At 65.8% G+C, this 15,656-nt stretch carries 14 protein-coding genes; 12 read left to right on the top strand and 2 right to left on the bottom strand.

Features of this window, described 5'->3' with window-relative positions; translation table 11 throughout:
- Positions 1-179: 179 nt before the first annotated feature.
- The 7 genes from Q0105_RS08160 to Q0105_RS08130 all read left to right on the top strand — a co-directional run bounded on the left by Q0105_RS08160 (position 180) and on the right by Q0105_RS08130 (position 9,642).
- Entirely contained in the window at positions 180-1,007 is an 828-nt protein-coding gene (locus tag Q0105_RS08160) for a proteasome-type protease (RefSeq protein ID WP_298210601.1), read from the top strand.
- A 24-nt stretch (positions 1,008-1,031) separates the two neighbouring features.
- Positions 1,032-1,853, top strand: a complete 822-nt coding sequence (locus Q0105_RS08155; RefSeq protein ID WP_298210599.1) for an alpha/beta hydrolase — start codon at positions 1,032-1,034, stop codon at positions 1,851-1,853.
- A gap of 159 nt (positions 1,854-2,012) precedes the next feature.
- Positions 2,013-2,834: a carotenoid biosynthesis protein gene (locus Q0105_RS08150; protein WP_298210597.1), complete on the top strand. Its 822-nt coding sequence runs from the start codon at positions 2,013-2,015 to the stop codon at positions 2,832-2,834.
- 52 nt (positions 2,835-2,886) lie between these two features.
- Positions 2,887-4,368: an oxygenase MpaB family protein gene (locus Q0105_RS08145; protein WP_298210595.1), complete on the top strand. Its 1,482-nt coding sequence runs from the start codon at positions 2,887-2,889 to the stop codon at positions 4,366-4,368.
- A gap of 106 nt (positions 4,369-4,474) precedes the next feature.
- On the top strand, positions 4,475-6,223 hold the full coding sequence (locus Q0105_RS08140) for a diguanylate cyclase (RefSeq protein WP_366145918.1): 1,749 nt from the start codon (positions 4,475-4,477) through the stop codon (positions 6,221-6,223).
- Positions 6,220-8,043 carry a diguanylate cyclase gene (locus Q0105_RS08135; RefSeq protein ID WP_366145917.1) on the top strand — a complete coding sequence of 608 codons (1,824 nt, stop codon included), beginning with the start codon at positions 6,220-6,222 and terminating at the stop codon, positions 8,041-8,043. Before Q0105_RS08140 ends, Q0105_RS08135 begins: the two co-directional genes overlap by 4 nt.
- A gap of 102 nt (positions 8,044-8,145) precedes the next feature.
- On the top strand, positions 8,146-9,642 hold the full coding sequence (locus tag Q0105_RS08130) for an FAD-binding oxidoreductase (RefSeq protein ID WP_298210594.1): 1,497 nt from the start codon (positions 8,146-8,148) through the stop codon (positions 9,640-9,642).
- A 27-nt stretch (positions 9,643-9,669) separates the two neighbouring features.
- Here the strand turns inward: Q0105_RS08130 and Q0105_RS08125 are convergent, their stop codons facing one another.
- Positions 9,670-10,995, bottom strand: coding sequence for a diguanylate cyclase (locus tag Q0105_RS08125; protein WP_298210592.1), 1,326 nt, complete (start codon positions 10,993-10,995; stop codon positions 9,670-9,672).
- A 230-nt stretch (positions 10,996-11,225) separates the two neighbouring features.
- Entirely contained in the window at positions 11,226-12,050 is an 825-nt protein-coding gene (locus Q0105_RS08120; protein WP_298210590.1) for an undecaprenyl-diphosphate phosphatase, read from the bottom strand.
- 237 nt (positions 12,051-12,287) lie between these two features.
- On the opposite strand from Q0105_RS08120, the gene Q0105_RS08115 reads away from it, so the two are divergent.
- From Q0105_RS08115 to Q0105_RS08095, 5 genes are all read left to right on the top strand, one after another.
- The gene (locus tag Q0105_RS08115; protein ID WP_298210588.1) at positions 12,288-12,857 is read left to right on the top strand and encodes a DUF6622 family protein; all 570 of its coding nucleotides are present in this window, start codon (positions 12,288-12,290) and stop codon (positions 12,855-12,857) included.
- Positions 12,858-12,906: 49 nt separating this feature from the next.
- A complete protein-coding gene (locus tag Q0105_RS08110) occupies positions 12,907-13,200 on the top strand; it encodes a 2TM domain-containing protein (protein WP_298210586.1) in 294 nt (97 codons plus the stop codon).
- An 83-nt stretch (positions 13,201-13,283) separates the two neighbouring features.
- Complete coding sequence (locus tag Q0105_RS08105; protein ID WP_298210584.1) at positions 13,284-13,574, top strand: 2TM domain-containing protein; 291 nt, start codon at positions 13,284-13,286, stop codon at positions 13,572-13,574.
- 22 nt (positions 13,575-13,596) lie between these two features.
- Entirely contained in the window at positions 13,597-14,664 is a 1,068-nt protein-coding gene (locus Q0105_RS08100; RefSeq protein ID WP_298210582.1) for a histidine kinase, read from the top strand.
- Positions 14,661-15,509 (top strand): LytTR family DNA-binding domain-containing protein, encoded by an 849-nt coding sequence (locus tag Q0105_RS08095; RefSeq protein ID WP_298210580.1) that lies wholly within the window; start codon positions 14,661-14,663, stop codon positions 15,507-15,509. Before Q0105_RS08100 ends, Q0105_RS08095 begins: the two co-directional genes overlap by 4 nt.
- Positions 15,510-15,656 lie beyond the last annotated feature (147 nt).

Raw genomic sequence — 15,656 nt, 5'->3', positions numbered from 1 at the left:
GCTTTGCTTCAAGAAATAGTGCTCAAAATTGGCTCTAGCGCTTATTCAACAAGCGCTAGCAGCTATCAATTTTGATGAACCCTTGTAGCCAAGACTGCACGCACGGCCAGGCACCACCGGCACCTGCAGCGCGGACGACTAAACTTGCGGGTTATCCCTCATCAAACCCACTCCTTTTCATGACGTACTGCGTCGCCATCAAACTCAATGCCGGGCTGGTTTTCCTGTCCGATTCCCGCACCAACGCTGGCCTGGACCAGATCAGCTCCTTTCGCAAGATGATGGTCTATGAAAAGGCGGGCGACCGCTTCATGGTGCTGTTGTCGGCGGGCAACCTGTCGATATCGCAGTCCGTGCGCGAGATTCTCCAGAACGAGCAGATCAAGGACAGCGAGTCGGGCGAGCCCATCACGATCTGGAACGCCAAGAGCATGTTCGACGCCGCCCGCGTGCTGGGCGCGGCCGTGCGCCACGTGCACGAGCGCGATGGCGCCGCGCTCAAGCGCTCGGGCGTGGACTTCAATGTGTCCATGGTATTTGGCGGCCAGATCAAGGGCGAGGGTATGCGCCTGTTCCAGGTCTATTCGGCCGGCAACTTCATCGAAGCCACGTCCGAGACGCCGTACTTTCAGGTGGGCGAATCGAAATACGGCAAGCCGGTGCTCGACCGCGTGCTCACCCCCGAAACCCCGCTGGACGAGGCCGCCAAGTGCGCGCTGGTGTCCATGGACAGCACGCTCAAGTCCAACCTCTCTGTCGGCCTGCCGCTGGACCTGGTGGTGTACGAGGTGGACCGCTTTGCCACCGAGAAGGTGATCTGCATCGACGAGAACAACCCCTACTTCCGCATGCTGCACGACAGCTGGGGCCAAAAGCTGCGCCAGGTGTTCGACAGCATCGAGGACCCCGCCTGGGGCGGCGGCGCCACCGAGGTGCCCATCATGGTGAGCCCCGCGCGCAGCAAGCCGCTCAAAAAGATCACCAACCACACAGACCGGCTCATCTGAGAGCCTTGTCTGGCCGCCTTGTCCATGCTCCCCATCGTTTTCTCGCACGCCAACAGCTTTCCGGCCAGCACCTACCGCCTGCTTTTCAAGCTCCTCAAGGCGCGCGGCTTTGCGGTCAGCGCGGTGGAGCGCTTTGGCCACGACCCGCAGTACCCGGTGTCCAACAACTGGCCCCACCTGGTGCAGCACCTGGCGGACTTCACCGCCGAGCAGGTGGAGCGCGTGGGCGGGCCGGTGTTTCTGGTCGGGCACTCGCTGGGTGGTTTTCTGAGCGTGATGGCGGCAGCCCGCCACCCCGAGCTGGTGCGCGGCGTGCTGCTGATTGACTCGCCCCTCATCGGCGGCTGGAAGGCCAACGCACTGGGCGTTGCCAAACGCACGCAGGTGGTGGGCTCCATCTCGCCCGGCAAGGTCAGCCGCCAGCGCCGCTTCAGCTGGGCCAGCAACGACGAGGCGCTGGAGCACTTTCGCAAGAAGAAGGCCTTTGCCCGCTGGCACCCCGAGGTGCTGCAGGACTACATCACCCACGGCCTGCAGAACCACGACGGCAAGCGCGTGCTGGGCTTCGATCGCGCAGTGGAAACCGCCATCTACAACACGCTGCCCCACAACCTGGGCCGCCTGCTCAGCACGCACCCGCTGCAGTGCCCGGCCGCCTTCATCGGCGGGCGCGACTCCGAAGAGATGAAGCAAGTGGGCATGGCCATGACCCTGCGCATCACCGAAGGCCGCACCATGATGCTGGACGGCAGCCACCTCTTTCCGATGGAGCAGCCGCAGGCCACGGCGGCGGCCATCGAGGCCTCGCTGCTGAACCTCGCCGCGCTCACGCCCGCCCGGGGTTGAGCCGGAGGCCATGCCGCACGGCCCCTGTATCACCAAAAATCCCCCCGCAGTGCCAGAAACAGCGCTGTAGAGACGGCCCTCAATCAGGGCAAACAGGGGGCACGGCGGTCCGGGCAATCCCCTACACTGGGGGTATTGTTACAGCGTGATACAACCACCATGCCTGCACAGCCTCCGATGGCGGCGCGACTGCCTGCGCTCAGCTTTGCCCTGCTGGCCGCTTTTGTGGTCGCCACCGCGGTTCGCATCCACAACGACACGACCCTTGCGATCGTCATTGCCTCGGTGCTGATGTTTGCCTGCTGCTGGGCCAGCGCCACGCATTTGCTGGGCCCTCGGGCAGCACTGCATTTTGTGGTGATTGCCGTGTGCCTGGGCTGGTTTGCCGAGCAGATGGGCGCGAGCCACGGGTGGTTCTTCGGCCACTACACCTACACCGACGTGCTGGGCCCCCGCCTGCTCGATGTCCCCCTGGTCATCCCCATGATGTGGTTCGCGCTGACCTATGCGGGGTATGTGCTCAGCAACCTGATCGTCTGGCAATCGCCGGTGGACGGCGCCCCCGGCCTGGCCCATGCCGCCATGCTGTCATTTCTGGCGGCGATGATCGTGACCGCGTTTGACCTGGGCGCCGACCCTTACTTCGTCTACACCCTCAAGGCCTGGATCATGGCCAAGACCGATGGCGCCTGGTTTGGCGAAACGGTGCAGGGTTTCTTTGGCTGGGTGTTCGTGGCCTTCGTCATCATCTTCGGCTTTCGCATGTCGTCCCGCCAGCAGCCCCTGCAGCCCGTGAGCCCCTTTCTGCGCCGCCATGCCCTGGTCCCACTGACCATCTACGCATCGGGCATGGTGTTCCAGATGATCCTGGGCAGCCCGGTGGAGATCCGCTCCATTGCCCCGTTTGCCATGGGCATTCCGCTGCTGTGCGCGCTGGCAGGGTTCCAGCGCTGGAAGCGCCTGGGACCAACCACCGCATAAGTCCCACCCCGGCGCGCCCCCATACTGCCCCATCGACCGAGCCCCACGCCCCATGGAAAACATGCAGCACCACGCCGACCCCCTGGCAGACCAGACCATCGCACAGATCTTGGGCCCCTGGCCTGCGGGCAATGTGGCCGCCGATGCGCCCCAATGGGCCCACATCGACACCGTGAACCTGTTGTTTGGCCAGTGGACGGACAACGCCGCGCTGACGCACTGGACGGCGCAGCCCGGGCCCGTGCGCGCCAACCTGGGGGGGCAGACCGTCGAAGGTTGCGTGACGCCCGCCATGGCTGCGGCACTGAACACCTACGTGCAGACCGCCCAGGTGCTGCCCCCCTGGGCCGACGCGCGCAAGATTGAACGTGCTGAAGAACTGTTCATGGAACATGGTGCGCTGTCGTGCATCCTGCTGTTCTGCGCCAGCCTGCCCGAGTGCTACGTGATCCCTGATCTCTCCAGCGTGCTGCACACCTCCGGCCAACTGGAGCAGAACGCCGAGTACCGCATCCGCTCTACCGCCGCGATGATCTTCCCCGTGATGATGCACGGAGGCCTGAGCCTGCGCGGCGCCGGCGCTGCGCAGGTGCTCAAGGTGCGGCTCATCCACGCCACCATCCGCAACCTCATCCTGCACGGCAGCCCCAGCCACGCCATCGACCAATGGAAGGCCGGGGGCAACGGCATGGTCACCCCGCAATCCACCCAGCCCCGGGGCGGGCGTTCGGCCATGTACCAGGCCCTGTATGCACGCGGCTGGGATCTGGCCGGTGACGGCCTGCCCTGCAACCAGGAAGAGCTGGCCTATACCCTGCTGACCTTTGGCTATGTGTTCCTGCGCAGCCTGCGCCGGCTGGGCATCGGCCTGCCCCCCGCCGACGAAGAGGCCTACCTGCATGCCTGGAACGTGGTGGGCCACCTCCTGGGCATCGAGCGTCCGCTCATGGTGGACACCATGGAACAAGGCCGCGTGCTGATGGCCGGGATGCAGGCGCGCGGCCGCGCCGAGCCCGTGACCCCCGACCCCCGCCCCGCGCTGGGCCAGGCCCTGATGCAAACCATGGAGAAATCCCTGCCCTGGCCCATCGTCAAGCCCTTCCCCCAACTCATGACCCGCTACCTCTGCGGCCCCGCAACGGCGCAGGACCTGGGGCTGACCCAGCCCACGCCCTGGGCCTCTGCCCTGCTGTTCTGGGGCGTGCTGCTGCCGGCACGCACCATCGATGCGGTGCTGCGCCTGATGCTGCCGCGCTTTTCCATCGTGCGCATGCTCACCCGGGCACTGGGCTACCACTTCATGAGCCGGGTGCTGATGAGCCAGACCCGCCCGCTGCAACTGCCCACCGAACTGCTCAACCAAGTGGACACCGTGGTGCATGGCTGGAGCGATGACCCCCATGCGCCGGGCTGGCTCAACCGCATCGAAGACCGGCTGACCACCCAGGGCAGCTGGAGCCATGGCCTGGCGCAGACCGCCCAGAAAGCCATGACGGGCCGGGCAAGCACCACAATGCAGCAACCCGCCCCCTGACAGACGGACACAGCGGTCTCCACCCCACACAGAACCGATGGCGCCCTTGTTGTCCTGGCTCACAAGACTGGCTGCATGCTGCGGGCATGCCCTACGCTGCACGGCCGTGGCCGTGGGACTGTGCCTGCTCGCTCTGCACATGCTGCCAATGGGGGCGCAAGCGCAGTCGCAGGAACCGGGTCGACTGCTCGTGCTGGAGCCCGGCATGCAGGCACTGGACGCATGGCAGGCCATCACCCTACTGCCCGATGCGTCCCATCAACTGGGAGCGCTGGAGGTACTGGGCCGACTGCGCGAGTTCCAAGAGCCCAACCGGCGCGGTGGCTCCCTGGGGGTGCGCAAGGAGGCAGTGTGGCTGCACATCCCCATGGCCACGGCCGCTCGGGCCGAGACCGAATGGATCGTCAACCTCGGCTACAGCGCGCTGCAGGAGGTGGACATGTACCTGGCCAGCAACGGCGAGCTGCTCCAACAGGCCTCCCTGGGTTACCTGCGCCCTCCCAGCGAAACATCGCTCTCCAGCCGCACGCCCTCGATGGAGCTCAAACTCCGTGCTGGGCAGCGCTACGACCTGCTGATCCGGGTTCGCACATTGGGCCCGCTGATCCTGCCCCTCTCGGTCAGCGAGGTCCCTCACCACCTTCGTCTGGCGCTGCGCGAGCAGCTGCTGCAGGGTTTCCTCACCGGCCTGGCGTTCTGCCTGCTGGCCTACAGCCTGGCCCAATGGGCCAGCCATCGTGAGCGCCTGTTTGCCTACTACGCGCTGGTGGTGCTCGGCAGCGCGGGGTTTTCATTGCATTTCTTTGGCATCGGAGCCCAGTTCCTGTGGCCAGGCAATGTGTGGATGGAAGGGCATGCTGCCGTCATTGCGGGCTTCATTGCGCTGGCCGGCTCCTTCCTGTTTCTGAGCCACGTCCTGGCGGCCGGTGCGCGGCACAGCCGCTACGTGCGGGTGATGAAGGCGGGCGCCGTGGTCTCCATCGCTCTGTGCCTAGCCCACATGGTGAACCTGATCGGCCCCCGAGGAGCCACGGTCTTCATGAGCCTGCTGGGTCCTTTGCCATCCTTGTTCAGCATTCCCGCCGCCATCCGGCGGGTGCGCCAGAAAGACCCCATCGGCGCCACCCTGCTGATAGCCTGGACCGTGTACGCCCTGGCGGCCGTGGCCATGGCGGGCCTGGTCCAGGGCTGGTTGCCCGCCAACTTCTGGACGCTGCATGCCTTCCAGTTCGGCGCCACCCTGGACATGCTGCTCTTCCTGCGCGTGCTGGGTCTGCGCGCACAGGCGGCCAAAGCCCAGGCCCAGGAGACCCTGCGCGAGCGCGACCTCATGCACTCCCTCGCGCACAGCGACCCGCTCACGGGCCTGAGCAACCGGCGCGGCCTGCAGCATGCCCTGCATGCGGCCTTGCTCAAATGCACCCCGCAGCACATGGTGGCGGTGTACCTCATGGACCTGGACGGGTTCAAGCCCATCAACGACTCCTACGGCCACGACGTGGGCGACCACCTGCTGGTGGCGGTGGGCCAGCGGCTGCAGGCCAGCGTGCGCCACCAGACCGACCTGGTGGCTCGGCTGGGCGGGGATGAATTCATCGTCATAGCCTGCGAGCTGGCCAGCACCGAGCAGGCCGAGGACCTGGGGCGGTCGCTGATCAAGGCTTTCGAGCATTCCTTTGCGCTGGACCAGCACACCGTCACGGTAGGGCTGACCATCGGCTACGCGCTGGCACCGCTGGACGGAAGCGACGCGCAGGCCCTGCTGCGCCAGGCCGATGCCGCCATGTATGCAGGCAAGCAAAGCGGCAAGCAGTCCATCCGGCGCAACCAGGGCGAACTCGCCCTGTCCTCATGATGGTGCGCCGCCCTATCTTCCCGTGGCCATCGCGCCCCACCTTGCCGCGCGGGGGGGCGCACGGGCGCCAGGGCCTGCACTGGTGCCTGCCCTGGCTGCTGGCCATGGTCCTCATGCTGGCGGGCCCGGCCCGGGCCGCAGCAGCCACCCCGCTGGAGCTGCGCGACGACCACCCTTCCATCAAGGCGTGGCCGGCGGTGTCGGTGCTGGCCGACCCCTCGGGCACCCTGCTGATCGAAGACATCCTGGCCTCACTTGCACGCTTCGAACCGCCCCCGGACACCGGTGGCACGCTGGGCGTGCGCACCGAGCCTGTGTGGCTGCGCATCCCCGTAGCCGTTGCGCCCAGCTCCAGCGGCGTCTGGGTCCTGGACATCGACTACCCCGTGCTCCAGCGCATCGAGATCTACCTGGCCACCGACGGCCACGTGACCCAGCAGGCCACACTGGGCAGCCTGCAGCCCTACACCCAGCGCCCCCTGCGCAGCCGCTCGCACGCCTTGCCCTTGAACATGCTGCCAGGGCATGCCTACGAAGTGCTGTTGCGCATCGAGACCCGGGGCGCCATGGTGCTGCCCATCACCCTGATCAAGCCCACCACATGGCACAGCATGGCCCTGAACGAGCAGATGCTGCAGGGCATCCTGACCGGACTGGCGCTGTGCCTGATCATTTACAGCCTGGCGCAGTGGCTCAACCTGCGCGATGTGCTGTTCATCCAGTATGCGCTGCTCATTACCGGCAGCCTGCTGTTTTCGCTGCACCTGTTCGGCCTGGGCACGCAGTACCTGTGGCGCGACATGCCCTGGATGGAGCTGCATGCCGCCAACCTGGCGGCGCTGACCGCCACCTGCGGCTCCTTCCTCTTCATCAGCCAGGCGCTGGCGGGCGACCGCCCCCACAGCCGGCTGCTGCGCAGCATGCGCGGCGGAGCCGTGCTGTGCGTGGTGCTGGCCGCGCTGCATGCGCTGGACCTGCTGGGCACTCGCGCCGCCACCGGCATCGTCAGCGTCCTGGGGCTGGTGCCTGCGCTCATGGGCATCCCCGGCTCGGTGCGCCGTGCCCGCCAGGGCGACCCCGTTGGCACCACCTTGCTGCTGGCCTGGCTGCTGTATTTCCTGGCCACGGCCACCGTCATCGGACTGATCCGTGGCTGGGTGCCCGTGAATTTCTGGACCATGCACTCCTTCCAGTTCGGTGCCACGCTGGACATGCTGCTTTTCATGCGGGTGCTGGGCCTGCGCACCAAGGCGCTGCGCGCAGAGGCGGTGGACGCCAATCGCGAGCGCGACGTCATGCGCTCCCTGGCCCACACCGACCCACTGACCGGCTTGCCCAACCGGCGCGGACTCAACATCGCGCTGGCGTCCGCGCTCTCGCGCTGCAGCCCCGAGAAGATGCTGGCCGTGTACGTGATGGACCTGGACGGGTTCAAGCCCGTCAACGATCAGCATGGCCACGACGTGGGCGATGAGTTGCTGGTCGCCGTCACCCGGCGCCTGCAAGGCCATGTGCGCCAAAGCGACCTGGTGGCACGCCTGGGCGGCGACGAATTCGTGGTGATGGCCGGGCAACTGCACAGCCTGCAGCAGGCGCACGAACTGGGCAACAAACTGCTGGACGCCTTCCGCGCTCCGTTTTCGCTGCAGAACACGCGGGTCGAGGTGGGGCTGACCATCGGCTACGCCATCGCCCCCCACGACAGCAGCGACGCCGTCGGCCTGCTCAAGCTGGCCGATGCCGCCATGTACAGCGGCAAACAAGGCGGCAAGTTCTGCCTGCGGCGCAACACGGGCGACCTGGCGCTATCGTCCTCCTGAACAGACCGGCCGTGCATCGGCTATTTCCGACTGGTCAATCCTCGGCCGATCCGTTAAACACGGGGCTCCGCTTTCATCACCCATCACGGAGGATCGTTCGCCATGGCCCATCGCAAAAGCCCTGCCCGTATTGCCAAAGACGCGCGTGTTGCGCATTTCCGCTCACTGGCGGCCCCACAAGCTGCGGCCCTTGGCGCGGAGGCTGCGCCCCGCCCGACACTCCCCTGGGATGCCATCGCCTTGCTGGAGGCCAGGCTCGTGGGCCACATCGTCCTGCCCACCAGCCCCGACTACAACGAAGCCCGGCAGGAGTCCAACCCCGCGTTCCAGGCCTACCCCGAGATCATCGTGTACTGCGCCTGCGAAAACGACGTGCTGGAATGCCTGGCCGTGGCCCGTGCCTACCGCGTGTGGGTGGCCGTGCGCTGTGGCGGCCACAGCACGGCGGGGTACTCGGTCAACAGCGGCATGGTGATCGACCTCAGCGATATCAAGGGTGTGGTGCTCGACCCCGAGCGCGAACGGGTGCATGTGTTGCCCGGCACCGACTTCGACCACTTCAACGGCGCCATGAACCACACGGGCTGGCATGTGCCCACGGGGGCCTGCGGCAGCGTATGCGTGGGCGGTTTTGTGCAGGGCGGAGGTTACGGCTACACGTCGCGCGCCTTCGGCATCCAGAGCGATCTGGTGGAATCATTTCGCGTGGCGCTGGCCAACGGGTCCATCGTCACGGCCAGCGCCCACGACCACCCTGACCTCTTCTGGGCGCTTCGGGGCGGCACGGGCGGCAACTTCGGGGTGGTGCTGCAAGTCACCTATCGCATGCACCGGCTCGACCAGGTGTGGGCCTGGGCCATCAGTTGGGACCAGGCCCACGCGGCCCAGGTGCTCACGCTGATGCAAAAGAGCTTCATGAAGACAGGCGCCCCCGACAAACTGGGCTACATGATGAACCTGGGCTACCAGAAAGGCGCGCCGGTCTACATGGTGCAGGGCATGTTCTGCGGCACCCGCGAAGCCGGCCTGCAGGCCATTGCATCCTTGCTCGCCATCCCCAGCGCACAGCTACTGGTGGACAAGACCGGCACCTACCCCGAGATGAACGTCTGGCTCGAAGACCACCCCTACACCTTGCCGGACAACCTGCCGGACGGCGTGGCGGAAACCAAGGCCTGCGGCTACATCAGCACGCCGCTATCTACCGCCGACTGGCAGCGCATCATCGACTACTTCAAGACCTCGCCCAACCCCTGGTCCCTGGCCTACCTGGAGCCCTACGGGGGCGCCATCAACCGCTACCCGGTGGCCGACAGCGCGTTTATCCACCGCCATGTGGATGCCGACCTCGTGGTGGACGTGTTCTGGACCAACGCGGCGGAGCGCGCACAGATGGACGCCTGGCTCGATGGCTTCATGCAATTGGTCAAGCCCTTCCTGAACGGGCATGTCTATCAGAACTACCCGAACGCACGCCTCACCGATTTTGCAAACGCCTACTGGGGCCCCGCCTACCCGAAGCTGCAGCGGGTCAAGGCCACGTACGACCCCGGCAACTTCTTTCACTTCCAGCAGAGCATTCGGCCGCCGCAGGGCTAAAGAAACCGGTCTCCGGCCAGGCCGCGCTCAGGCGGCCTGCGCGTAGTGCAAACGCCCTTTGCCCGCGCGTTTGGCCGAATACATGGCCTGATCCGCGCGATTCATCAGGGCGTCGATATCGCCCTCCATCGGGGGGTGCATCGCGATGCCGATGCTGGCCCCAATGTGCAGATCGCGCCCATCCACCGACATCGGAAGGTGCAAGGCTTCGATGATGCGGCGGCCAATGGTGTCGGTCACGTCACGGGTCACCTCCTGGTCCAGCATCACTAGAAACTCATCGCCCCCCAAGCGCGCCATGGTGTCGCCCCCGCGCACCGTGCTCGCTATCCGCCGCGCCACGATGCGCAGGACTTCGTCGCCCGCGCGGTGGCCTTCGGTGTCGTTGACGCGCTTGAAACCGTCAAGGTCGATGAACAAAAGTGCGACCGTGTTCTTGCTGTGGCGGCACCGCACCAGGGATCTTTCCAGGCACGCCTGAAATGCCGCGCGGTTGAGCAGGCCGGTCAACGAATCGTGGTTGGCCAGGTAGTGCTGCTGGCGCGCAATCTGTATCTTGGCCGAGACGTCCTGCACCAGCGCCATGATGGAGGTGACCAGTCCATTCCCATCGGTCAGGGCCGAATTGAACCACTCGCAGTGCACCTCTGTCCCATCGCTGCGCACAAAGCAGGTTTCCGCACGGTTCTGCGACTCCTCGCCCGACTGAAGGCGCTGCAAGGCCTGGAGCAAGCTGTCGTCCATGGAGGCGGGGGCCAATAGATCGGTGAGCAGCCGCCCCTCCAGCGCCGATACCTGCAGCCATCCCATGAGCTGCACTGCCCGCTGCGAGCAGTGGAGCAGTTGCAACTTTTGGTCCATCTCCAGCACCGCCAGCGGGCTGTTTTCCATGTGGGACGAAAGCCGCTGGTTGGCGGCGCGCAGCGCATTCATGGCCACCTGCAGGTCATGCACATCCAGCGCCGTGGTGATAAAGCCATCAATGGCACCCTGGCTGTTGTGCCACGGCGTGAGGCAGATGGTGCGCCACTCGTCAAAACCATACGGCGTGCGCAACATGCGCTGGTACTGCAGCCGCTCACCGCGCAGGACACGCTCCACAAAGGGCATGAAGCGCATGCAATCCTGCTCGCCATAAACGTCCGCCAGCGTCCGGCCCACCAGTTGCGCGGGGGTTGAATTGAACCACCGCGCATACTCGTCGTTCACGTAAATCATGACCAGGCTGCGGTCGATCACCGCCATGGTCGCACCGGCGCTGCGGGAGATCAGGTCCAGGAGTTCCGCCTTTGACCATGTGTCCTTCCGAATGGCAGCGGAAGGCCGTGACAACTCTGGCTCATCTTGCATCATGCGGCGAAAGCCCCATCAGGGGATGGTCATCAATAGGGAGGCTGCCCCACGCCATTCATAGCGATTCTGCAGCGCACGGCGGCGGACGATGGCAGCTTATCACTTTCAGCCACTTCGCGGCCATCCTTTCCTGCCAGTTCATCAGCCGCCGTGGCAAGCCAGCGCCACGGCCACCAAGCCCCCACCGACAAGCCTCATCACCGTGGACGGACAGCCTGCGAGGAGGCCTCTCAACCGGCCCACTGCACCCAGCCCGTCCACGCGGTCACCAGCACAACCACCCCGAACACGATGCGGTAGTACGCAAACGGCACGAAGCTGTGGGTGCTGATGTAGCGCAGCAGCCAACGCACGCACAGCCAGGCGCTGAGGAAAGAGAAAACCAGCCCCGTCATGAACATCGGCAGATCCGCCATGGACAGCAGCGCACGCTCCTTGTAAAGGCTGTACACCCCCGCGCCAATGAGCGTGGGAATGGCCAAAAAGAACGAAAAATCCGTAGCAGCCTGCCGCGACAGGCCCAGCAACATGCCGCCAATGATGGTGGAGCCGCTGCGGCTGGTGCCGGGCACCATGGCCAGGCACTGCACCAGGCCCACCTTGAGCGCATCGAGGGGCGTCATCGCATCCACACTGTGCACGCGGGTGGCTGACGGCGGGCGGCGCTCGGCCCACAAAATGATGAAGCCCCCAATGATGAAGGTGCTGGCCACCACCACCGGCGTGAAAAGGTGCGCCTTGATGGCCTTGCCAAACAGCAGGCCCAGCACCACGGCGGGCAGAAAACCGATGAACACGTTGAGCGCAAAGCGCTGCGCCTGCCGCTCGGTGGGCAATGCCACCAGGGTGGAGCGGATCTTCTGCCAATACACCAGGATCACCGCAAAGATGGCGCCCGTCTGGATGGCGATGTCGAAGACCTTGGCCTTGGCGTCGTCAAAGCCCAGCAACGAGCCCGCCAAAATCAGGTGCCCCGTGGAAGAAATGGGCAAAAACTCGGTCAGCCCCTCGACGACCCCCATGATGGCGGCCTTGGCCAGCAATACAACGTCCACGCGCACTCCTTGCAAATAGGTGCCGGATTATCCGCCGGGGGCCCTGCGCAATCGGGCAGCGGCCCAAACGGCCCACAGTTCACGGCGCATTGGCGCATTCCACGGCCACCCATCCGCATTTCGTCGCATGGTGCTGTCCACGCCGGGCGCGTGCCTGCACAGTCCCCCCTGCATCGAGCGCGCTTGGGGCGCGCACCGTGCAACCCCCCTCTCTTTCCCCAGACTGGAACGACCACCATGCTGCTCAACCTGCTCATTCAACAGCCCCAGATGCTGGGCCCCATCATTCAGCACACGCCCTACTGGGTCTGGGGCCTCCTGGTTGGCCTGCTCGCGCTGGGCGCCAGCCAGCTCTTTGGCCGCAACGTCAGCCTGATGCGGGCCATGGCCATGCCTTTGGCGATGACGGCTCTGTCGGTGTACGGCCTCATCTCGGCCTTCGGCAGCGCGGGCCAGGTGGGCGCCGCGGTGGGGGCCTGGCTGGCGGCAGCCACCGCGATCGCGGCGCTGGCGCTGTGGCTCCAGCCTGCTGCGCCCAGCGGCACGCTGTATGCAGCCACGTCGCGCAGTTTCTTCATTCCGGGCAGCGCCATGCCCTTGGCCCTGATCCTCGGCATCTTTTTGACCAAGTATTTCGTAGGCGTCGAGTTAGCACTGCAACCCGCCCTGGCGCGCGACGGCAGCTTTGCCCTGCAGATCGCCGTGCTCTATGGCATCTTCAACGGTCTGTTCGCCGCCCGGTCCCTGCGCCTGTGGCGCCTGGCGCAGCGCAGCACCGCTTTCGCCACATCACCCGCTTCGGCCTGAGTACAGCCACATCCCCCAACCCCTCCTCTTTTGCTTGAAAGCTCCCACCATGCGCCGTGACCACCAGATCCACGATCCCATCGAACGCCTGGCCCGCAAGCGCGCTGGCGCGAAGCTAGGCTGGTACACCCACGCCGCCGTATACCTGCTGGTCAATCTGTTGCTGGCCGCACTGTCTGCCGCCAGCGGGCGCCACTGGGCCATCTTCCCGGCCGTGGGCTGGGGCATCGGCCTGGCCGTCCATGGCGTGATGGTGTTTGCTCTGGCGGGAGGCTCCGGCCTGCACGAACGCATGGTGCAGGCCGAACGCGACCGGATCATTCGACAGGGCACGGGCTCCTGAAACAGAGAACCAGGAGCCACCGCACTGCACGCCATACGCGGGCGCGCAAAAACCCGTGCGGCCCACCTAGAATAAGTGCCTCCATGCCCATGACACCCGAAGACATCGACAAACTGGCCCGAAAGCGCGCCGGGGCCAAACTGGGCTGGTACACCCATGCCGCAGTCTTCGTGGTGGTGAACCTGGGGCTATTTGGCATGTCGCGCTACGGCTTTGGCAACCGGCCCTGGTCGGTGTATCCGCTGCTGGGCTGGGGAGTGGGGTTGGCATTGCACGGTATTTCCGTGTTTTTGCTGGGCACAGGCTCCGGGTTGCGTGAACGCATGGTGCAACAAGAGCGTGAGCGGATTCAGCGCGAACGCGGTCAGCGCTGACTGAACCCCGGCGAGAGCCCCCATGAGAATCGACTGGATCGCCAAGCTCCGGCATTTTCTGCAGATGGTTGCCTTTTGCCTTTCCATCGCCGCCATCCACTACGCGTTCAGGCCACACAAGCCCTACGAGATTACGCTGGCCTACTCACTGTCCATCGGCCTGCTGTCCTGGGCGATCATCGACTTTGGGCGCCACCTTTTTCCATCCACCCAAGAGTACGGCTGGCCCACGGGCATCGCAGGGATTGCCTTGCCGCTGGTGGGAAACGTGCTGGGCTTCGTCGGCGGCACCTGGCTCGCCGATAGCTGGTTCGGGTTCGCGTCCTGGAACATGCATGAACGCCCCGAGTTGCACATCTCTGTCGGCATCACGGTGCTGTCAGGGCTTGCGCTGACCTACTTCTTCTACACCCGAAGCAAAAGCGCCTGGCTGCAGGCCCGCGTGAACGAAGTGCACAGCCAGGCCACGGAGGCCCGGCTCAAGCTGCTGGAGACGCAGCTCGAACCACACATGCTGTTCAACACCCTGGCCAACCTGCGCACGCTGATCGGCACCGACCCGGCACGCGCCCAGGAGATGCTGGACCGCATGATTGCCTACCTGCGCGCCACGCTCAGCGCATCGCGCAGCACCCAGCACCCACTGGAGCGCGAGTTTGAGCGCCTTGCCGACTACCTGGAGCTGATGGCCGTGCGCATGGGCCCGCGCATGGCCTACACGCTTGACCTGCCCGAGGCGCTGCGCCACGTGCCTGTGCCGCCGCTGTTGCTGCAACCCCTGGTCGAAAACGCCATCCGCCACGGCCTGGAGCCCCAGGTGGAGGGCGGGCACATCACCGTGCGGGCCAGCACCCGCCCCGGCCCCGGCGGCCCGCTACTGGTCATCGACGTGATCGACACCGGCGCAGGCCTGCCTGCCACCCGGCCTACTCCCAGCACCGGCCCCAGCCAAGGCTTTGGCCTGGCCCAGGTACACGAGCGACTGGCCACCCTTTACGGTGCAGCAGGTGCTCTCGAATTGATAGCTGGTAGCGCTGGTGGAACAAGCGCTAGCATCACTTTTCCTTTGAATCTACCCACCCAGCCATGAACCCGCCCGCCCCCCGCGCGCTGATCGCCGAAGACGAACCCCTGCTGGCCGCCGCCCTGCGCCAGGAGCTGGCGCGCGCCTGGCCCGGCCTGGAGATCGTGGCCACCGTGGGCGACGGGCGCTCGGCCGTGCAACAGGCGCTGGCGCTGCGGCCCGACGTGCTGTTTTTCGACATCCGCATGCCCGGCCAGAGCGGCCTGGATGCCGCCGTGGAGCTGGCCGACGCCTGGCCCGCCGACGCGCCCTTCCCGGCCCTGGTGTTTGCCACGGCCTACGACCAGTACGCGGTGCAGGCCTTCGACGCCCAGGCGGTGGACTACCTGCTCAAACCCATAGAGGCCCGCCGCCTGGCCCGCACCGTGGCCAAGGTCCAGGAGCTGCTCGCACAACGCCAGTCCGGCCTGGCCCCGGCGGCTGCCACGGCATCATCCCCTGCGCTCGAGACCACCATGGCCCAGTTGCGCGCGCTGCTGCAGGCGCCCGGCCTGGGGGCCGCCATGCCGCACCAGCCGCCCTCCGCCCGGCTGAGCGTGATCCAGGCCAGCCATGGCGCACAAATCCACATGGTGCCGCTGGCCGAGGTGGTCTATTTCGAAGCGGCTGACAAATATGTACGCGTACTGACTGCCGAGCGGGAATACCTGATCCGCACCGCGCTCAAGGAGCTGATCGAGCAGATCGATCCGCAAGAGTTCTGGCAGGTGCACCGCAGCACGTTGGTGCGCGCCGCAGCCATAACCACCGTGACCCGCGACGAGGCGGGCAAACAACACCTCAGCCTGCGTGGGCGGCCCGAGCGGCTGCCGGTGAGCCGGCTCTACGCCCATTTGTTCAAGGCGATGTAGCGGTTTGGCACCATCCGGCGAACTGACGGGCCCAGGGGGGCAGTTTTCAGCATTCGCGCACTGCTGTTTCGCGCTAGGATACTTTCTTGAGCTCTTGGTCACATCAACCGATCCATGACCCAGCGCCCGCATCAGACCCCGCCCTGC

It is taken from the genome of Acidovorax sp. (assembly GCF_027492855.1).
Classification (GTDB): domain Bacteria; phylum Pseudomonadota; class Gammaproteobacteria; order Burkholderiales; family Burkholderiaceae_C; genus Acidovorax.
Note: the sequence above shows the minus strand (reverse complement) of the source record. Positions and strands in the feature narration are given on the sequence as shown.

Bases quoted from the DNA above. Each gene is read 5' to 3' on its own strand.
- Q0105_RS08105 (WP_298210584.1), top strand. From the start codon at position 13,284: ATGCCCATGACACCCGAAGACATCGACAAACTGGCCCGAAAGCGCGCC.
- Q0105_RS08155 (WP_298210599.1), top strand. From the start codon at position 1,032: ATGCTCCCCATCGTTTTCTCGCACGCCAACAGCTTTCCGGCCAGCACC.
- Q0105_RS08095 (WP_298210580.1), top strand. From the start codon at position 14,661: ATGAACCCGCCCGCCCCCCGCGCGCTGATCGCCGAAGACGAACCCCTG.
- Q0105_RS08115 (WP_298210588.1), top strand. From the start codon at position 12,288: ATGCTGCTCAACCTGCTCATTCAACAGCCCCAGATGCTGGGCCCCATC.
- Q0105_RS08160 (WP_298210601.1), top strand. From the start codon at position 180: ATGACGTACTGCGTCGCCATCAAACTCAATGCCGGGCTGGTTTTCCTG.
- Q0105_RS08125 (WP_298210592.1), bottom strand. From the start codon at position 10,995: ATGATGCAAGATGAGCCAGAGTTGTCACGGCCTTCCGCTGCCATTCGG.
- Q0105_RS08110 (WP_298210586.1), top strand. From the start codon at position 12,907: ATGCGCCGTGACCACCAGATCCACGATCCCATCGAACGCCTGGCCCGC.
- Q0105_RS08130 (WP_298210594.1), top strand. From the start codon at position 8,146: ATGGCCCATCGCAAAAGCCCTGCCCGTATTGCCAAAGACGCGCGTGTT.
- Q0105_RS08100 (WP_298210582.1), top strand. From the start codon at position 13,597: ATGAGAATCGACTGGATCGCCAAGCTCCGGCATTTTCTGCAGATGGTT.
- Q0105_RS08135 (WP_366145917.1), top strand. From the start codon at position 6,220: ATGATGGTGCGCCGCCCTATCTTCCCGTGGCCATCGCGCCCCACCTTG.
- Q0105_RS08150 (WP_298210597.1), top strand. From the start codon at position 2,013: ATGCCTGCACAGCCTCCGATGGCGGCGCGACTGCCTGCGCTCAGCTTT.
- Q0105_RS08145 (WP_298210595.1), top strand. From the start codon at position 2,887: ATGGAAAACATGCAGCACCACGCCGACCCCCTGGCAGACCAGACCATC.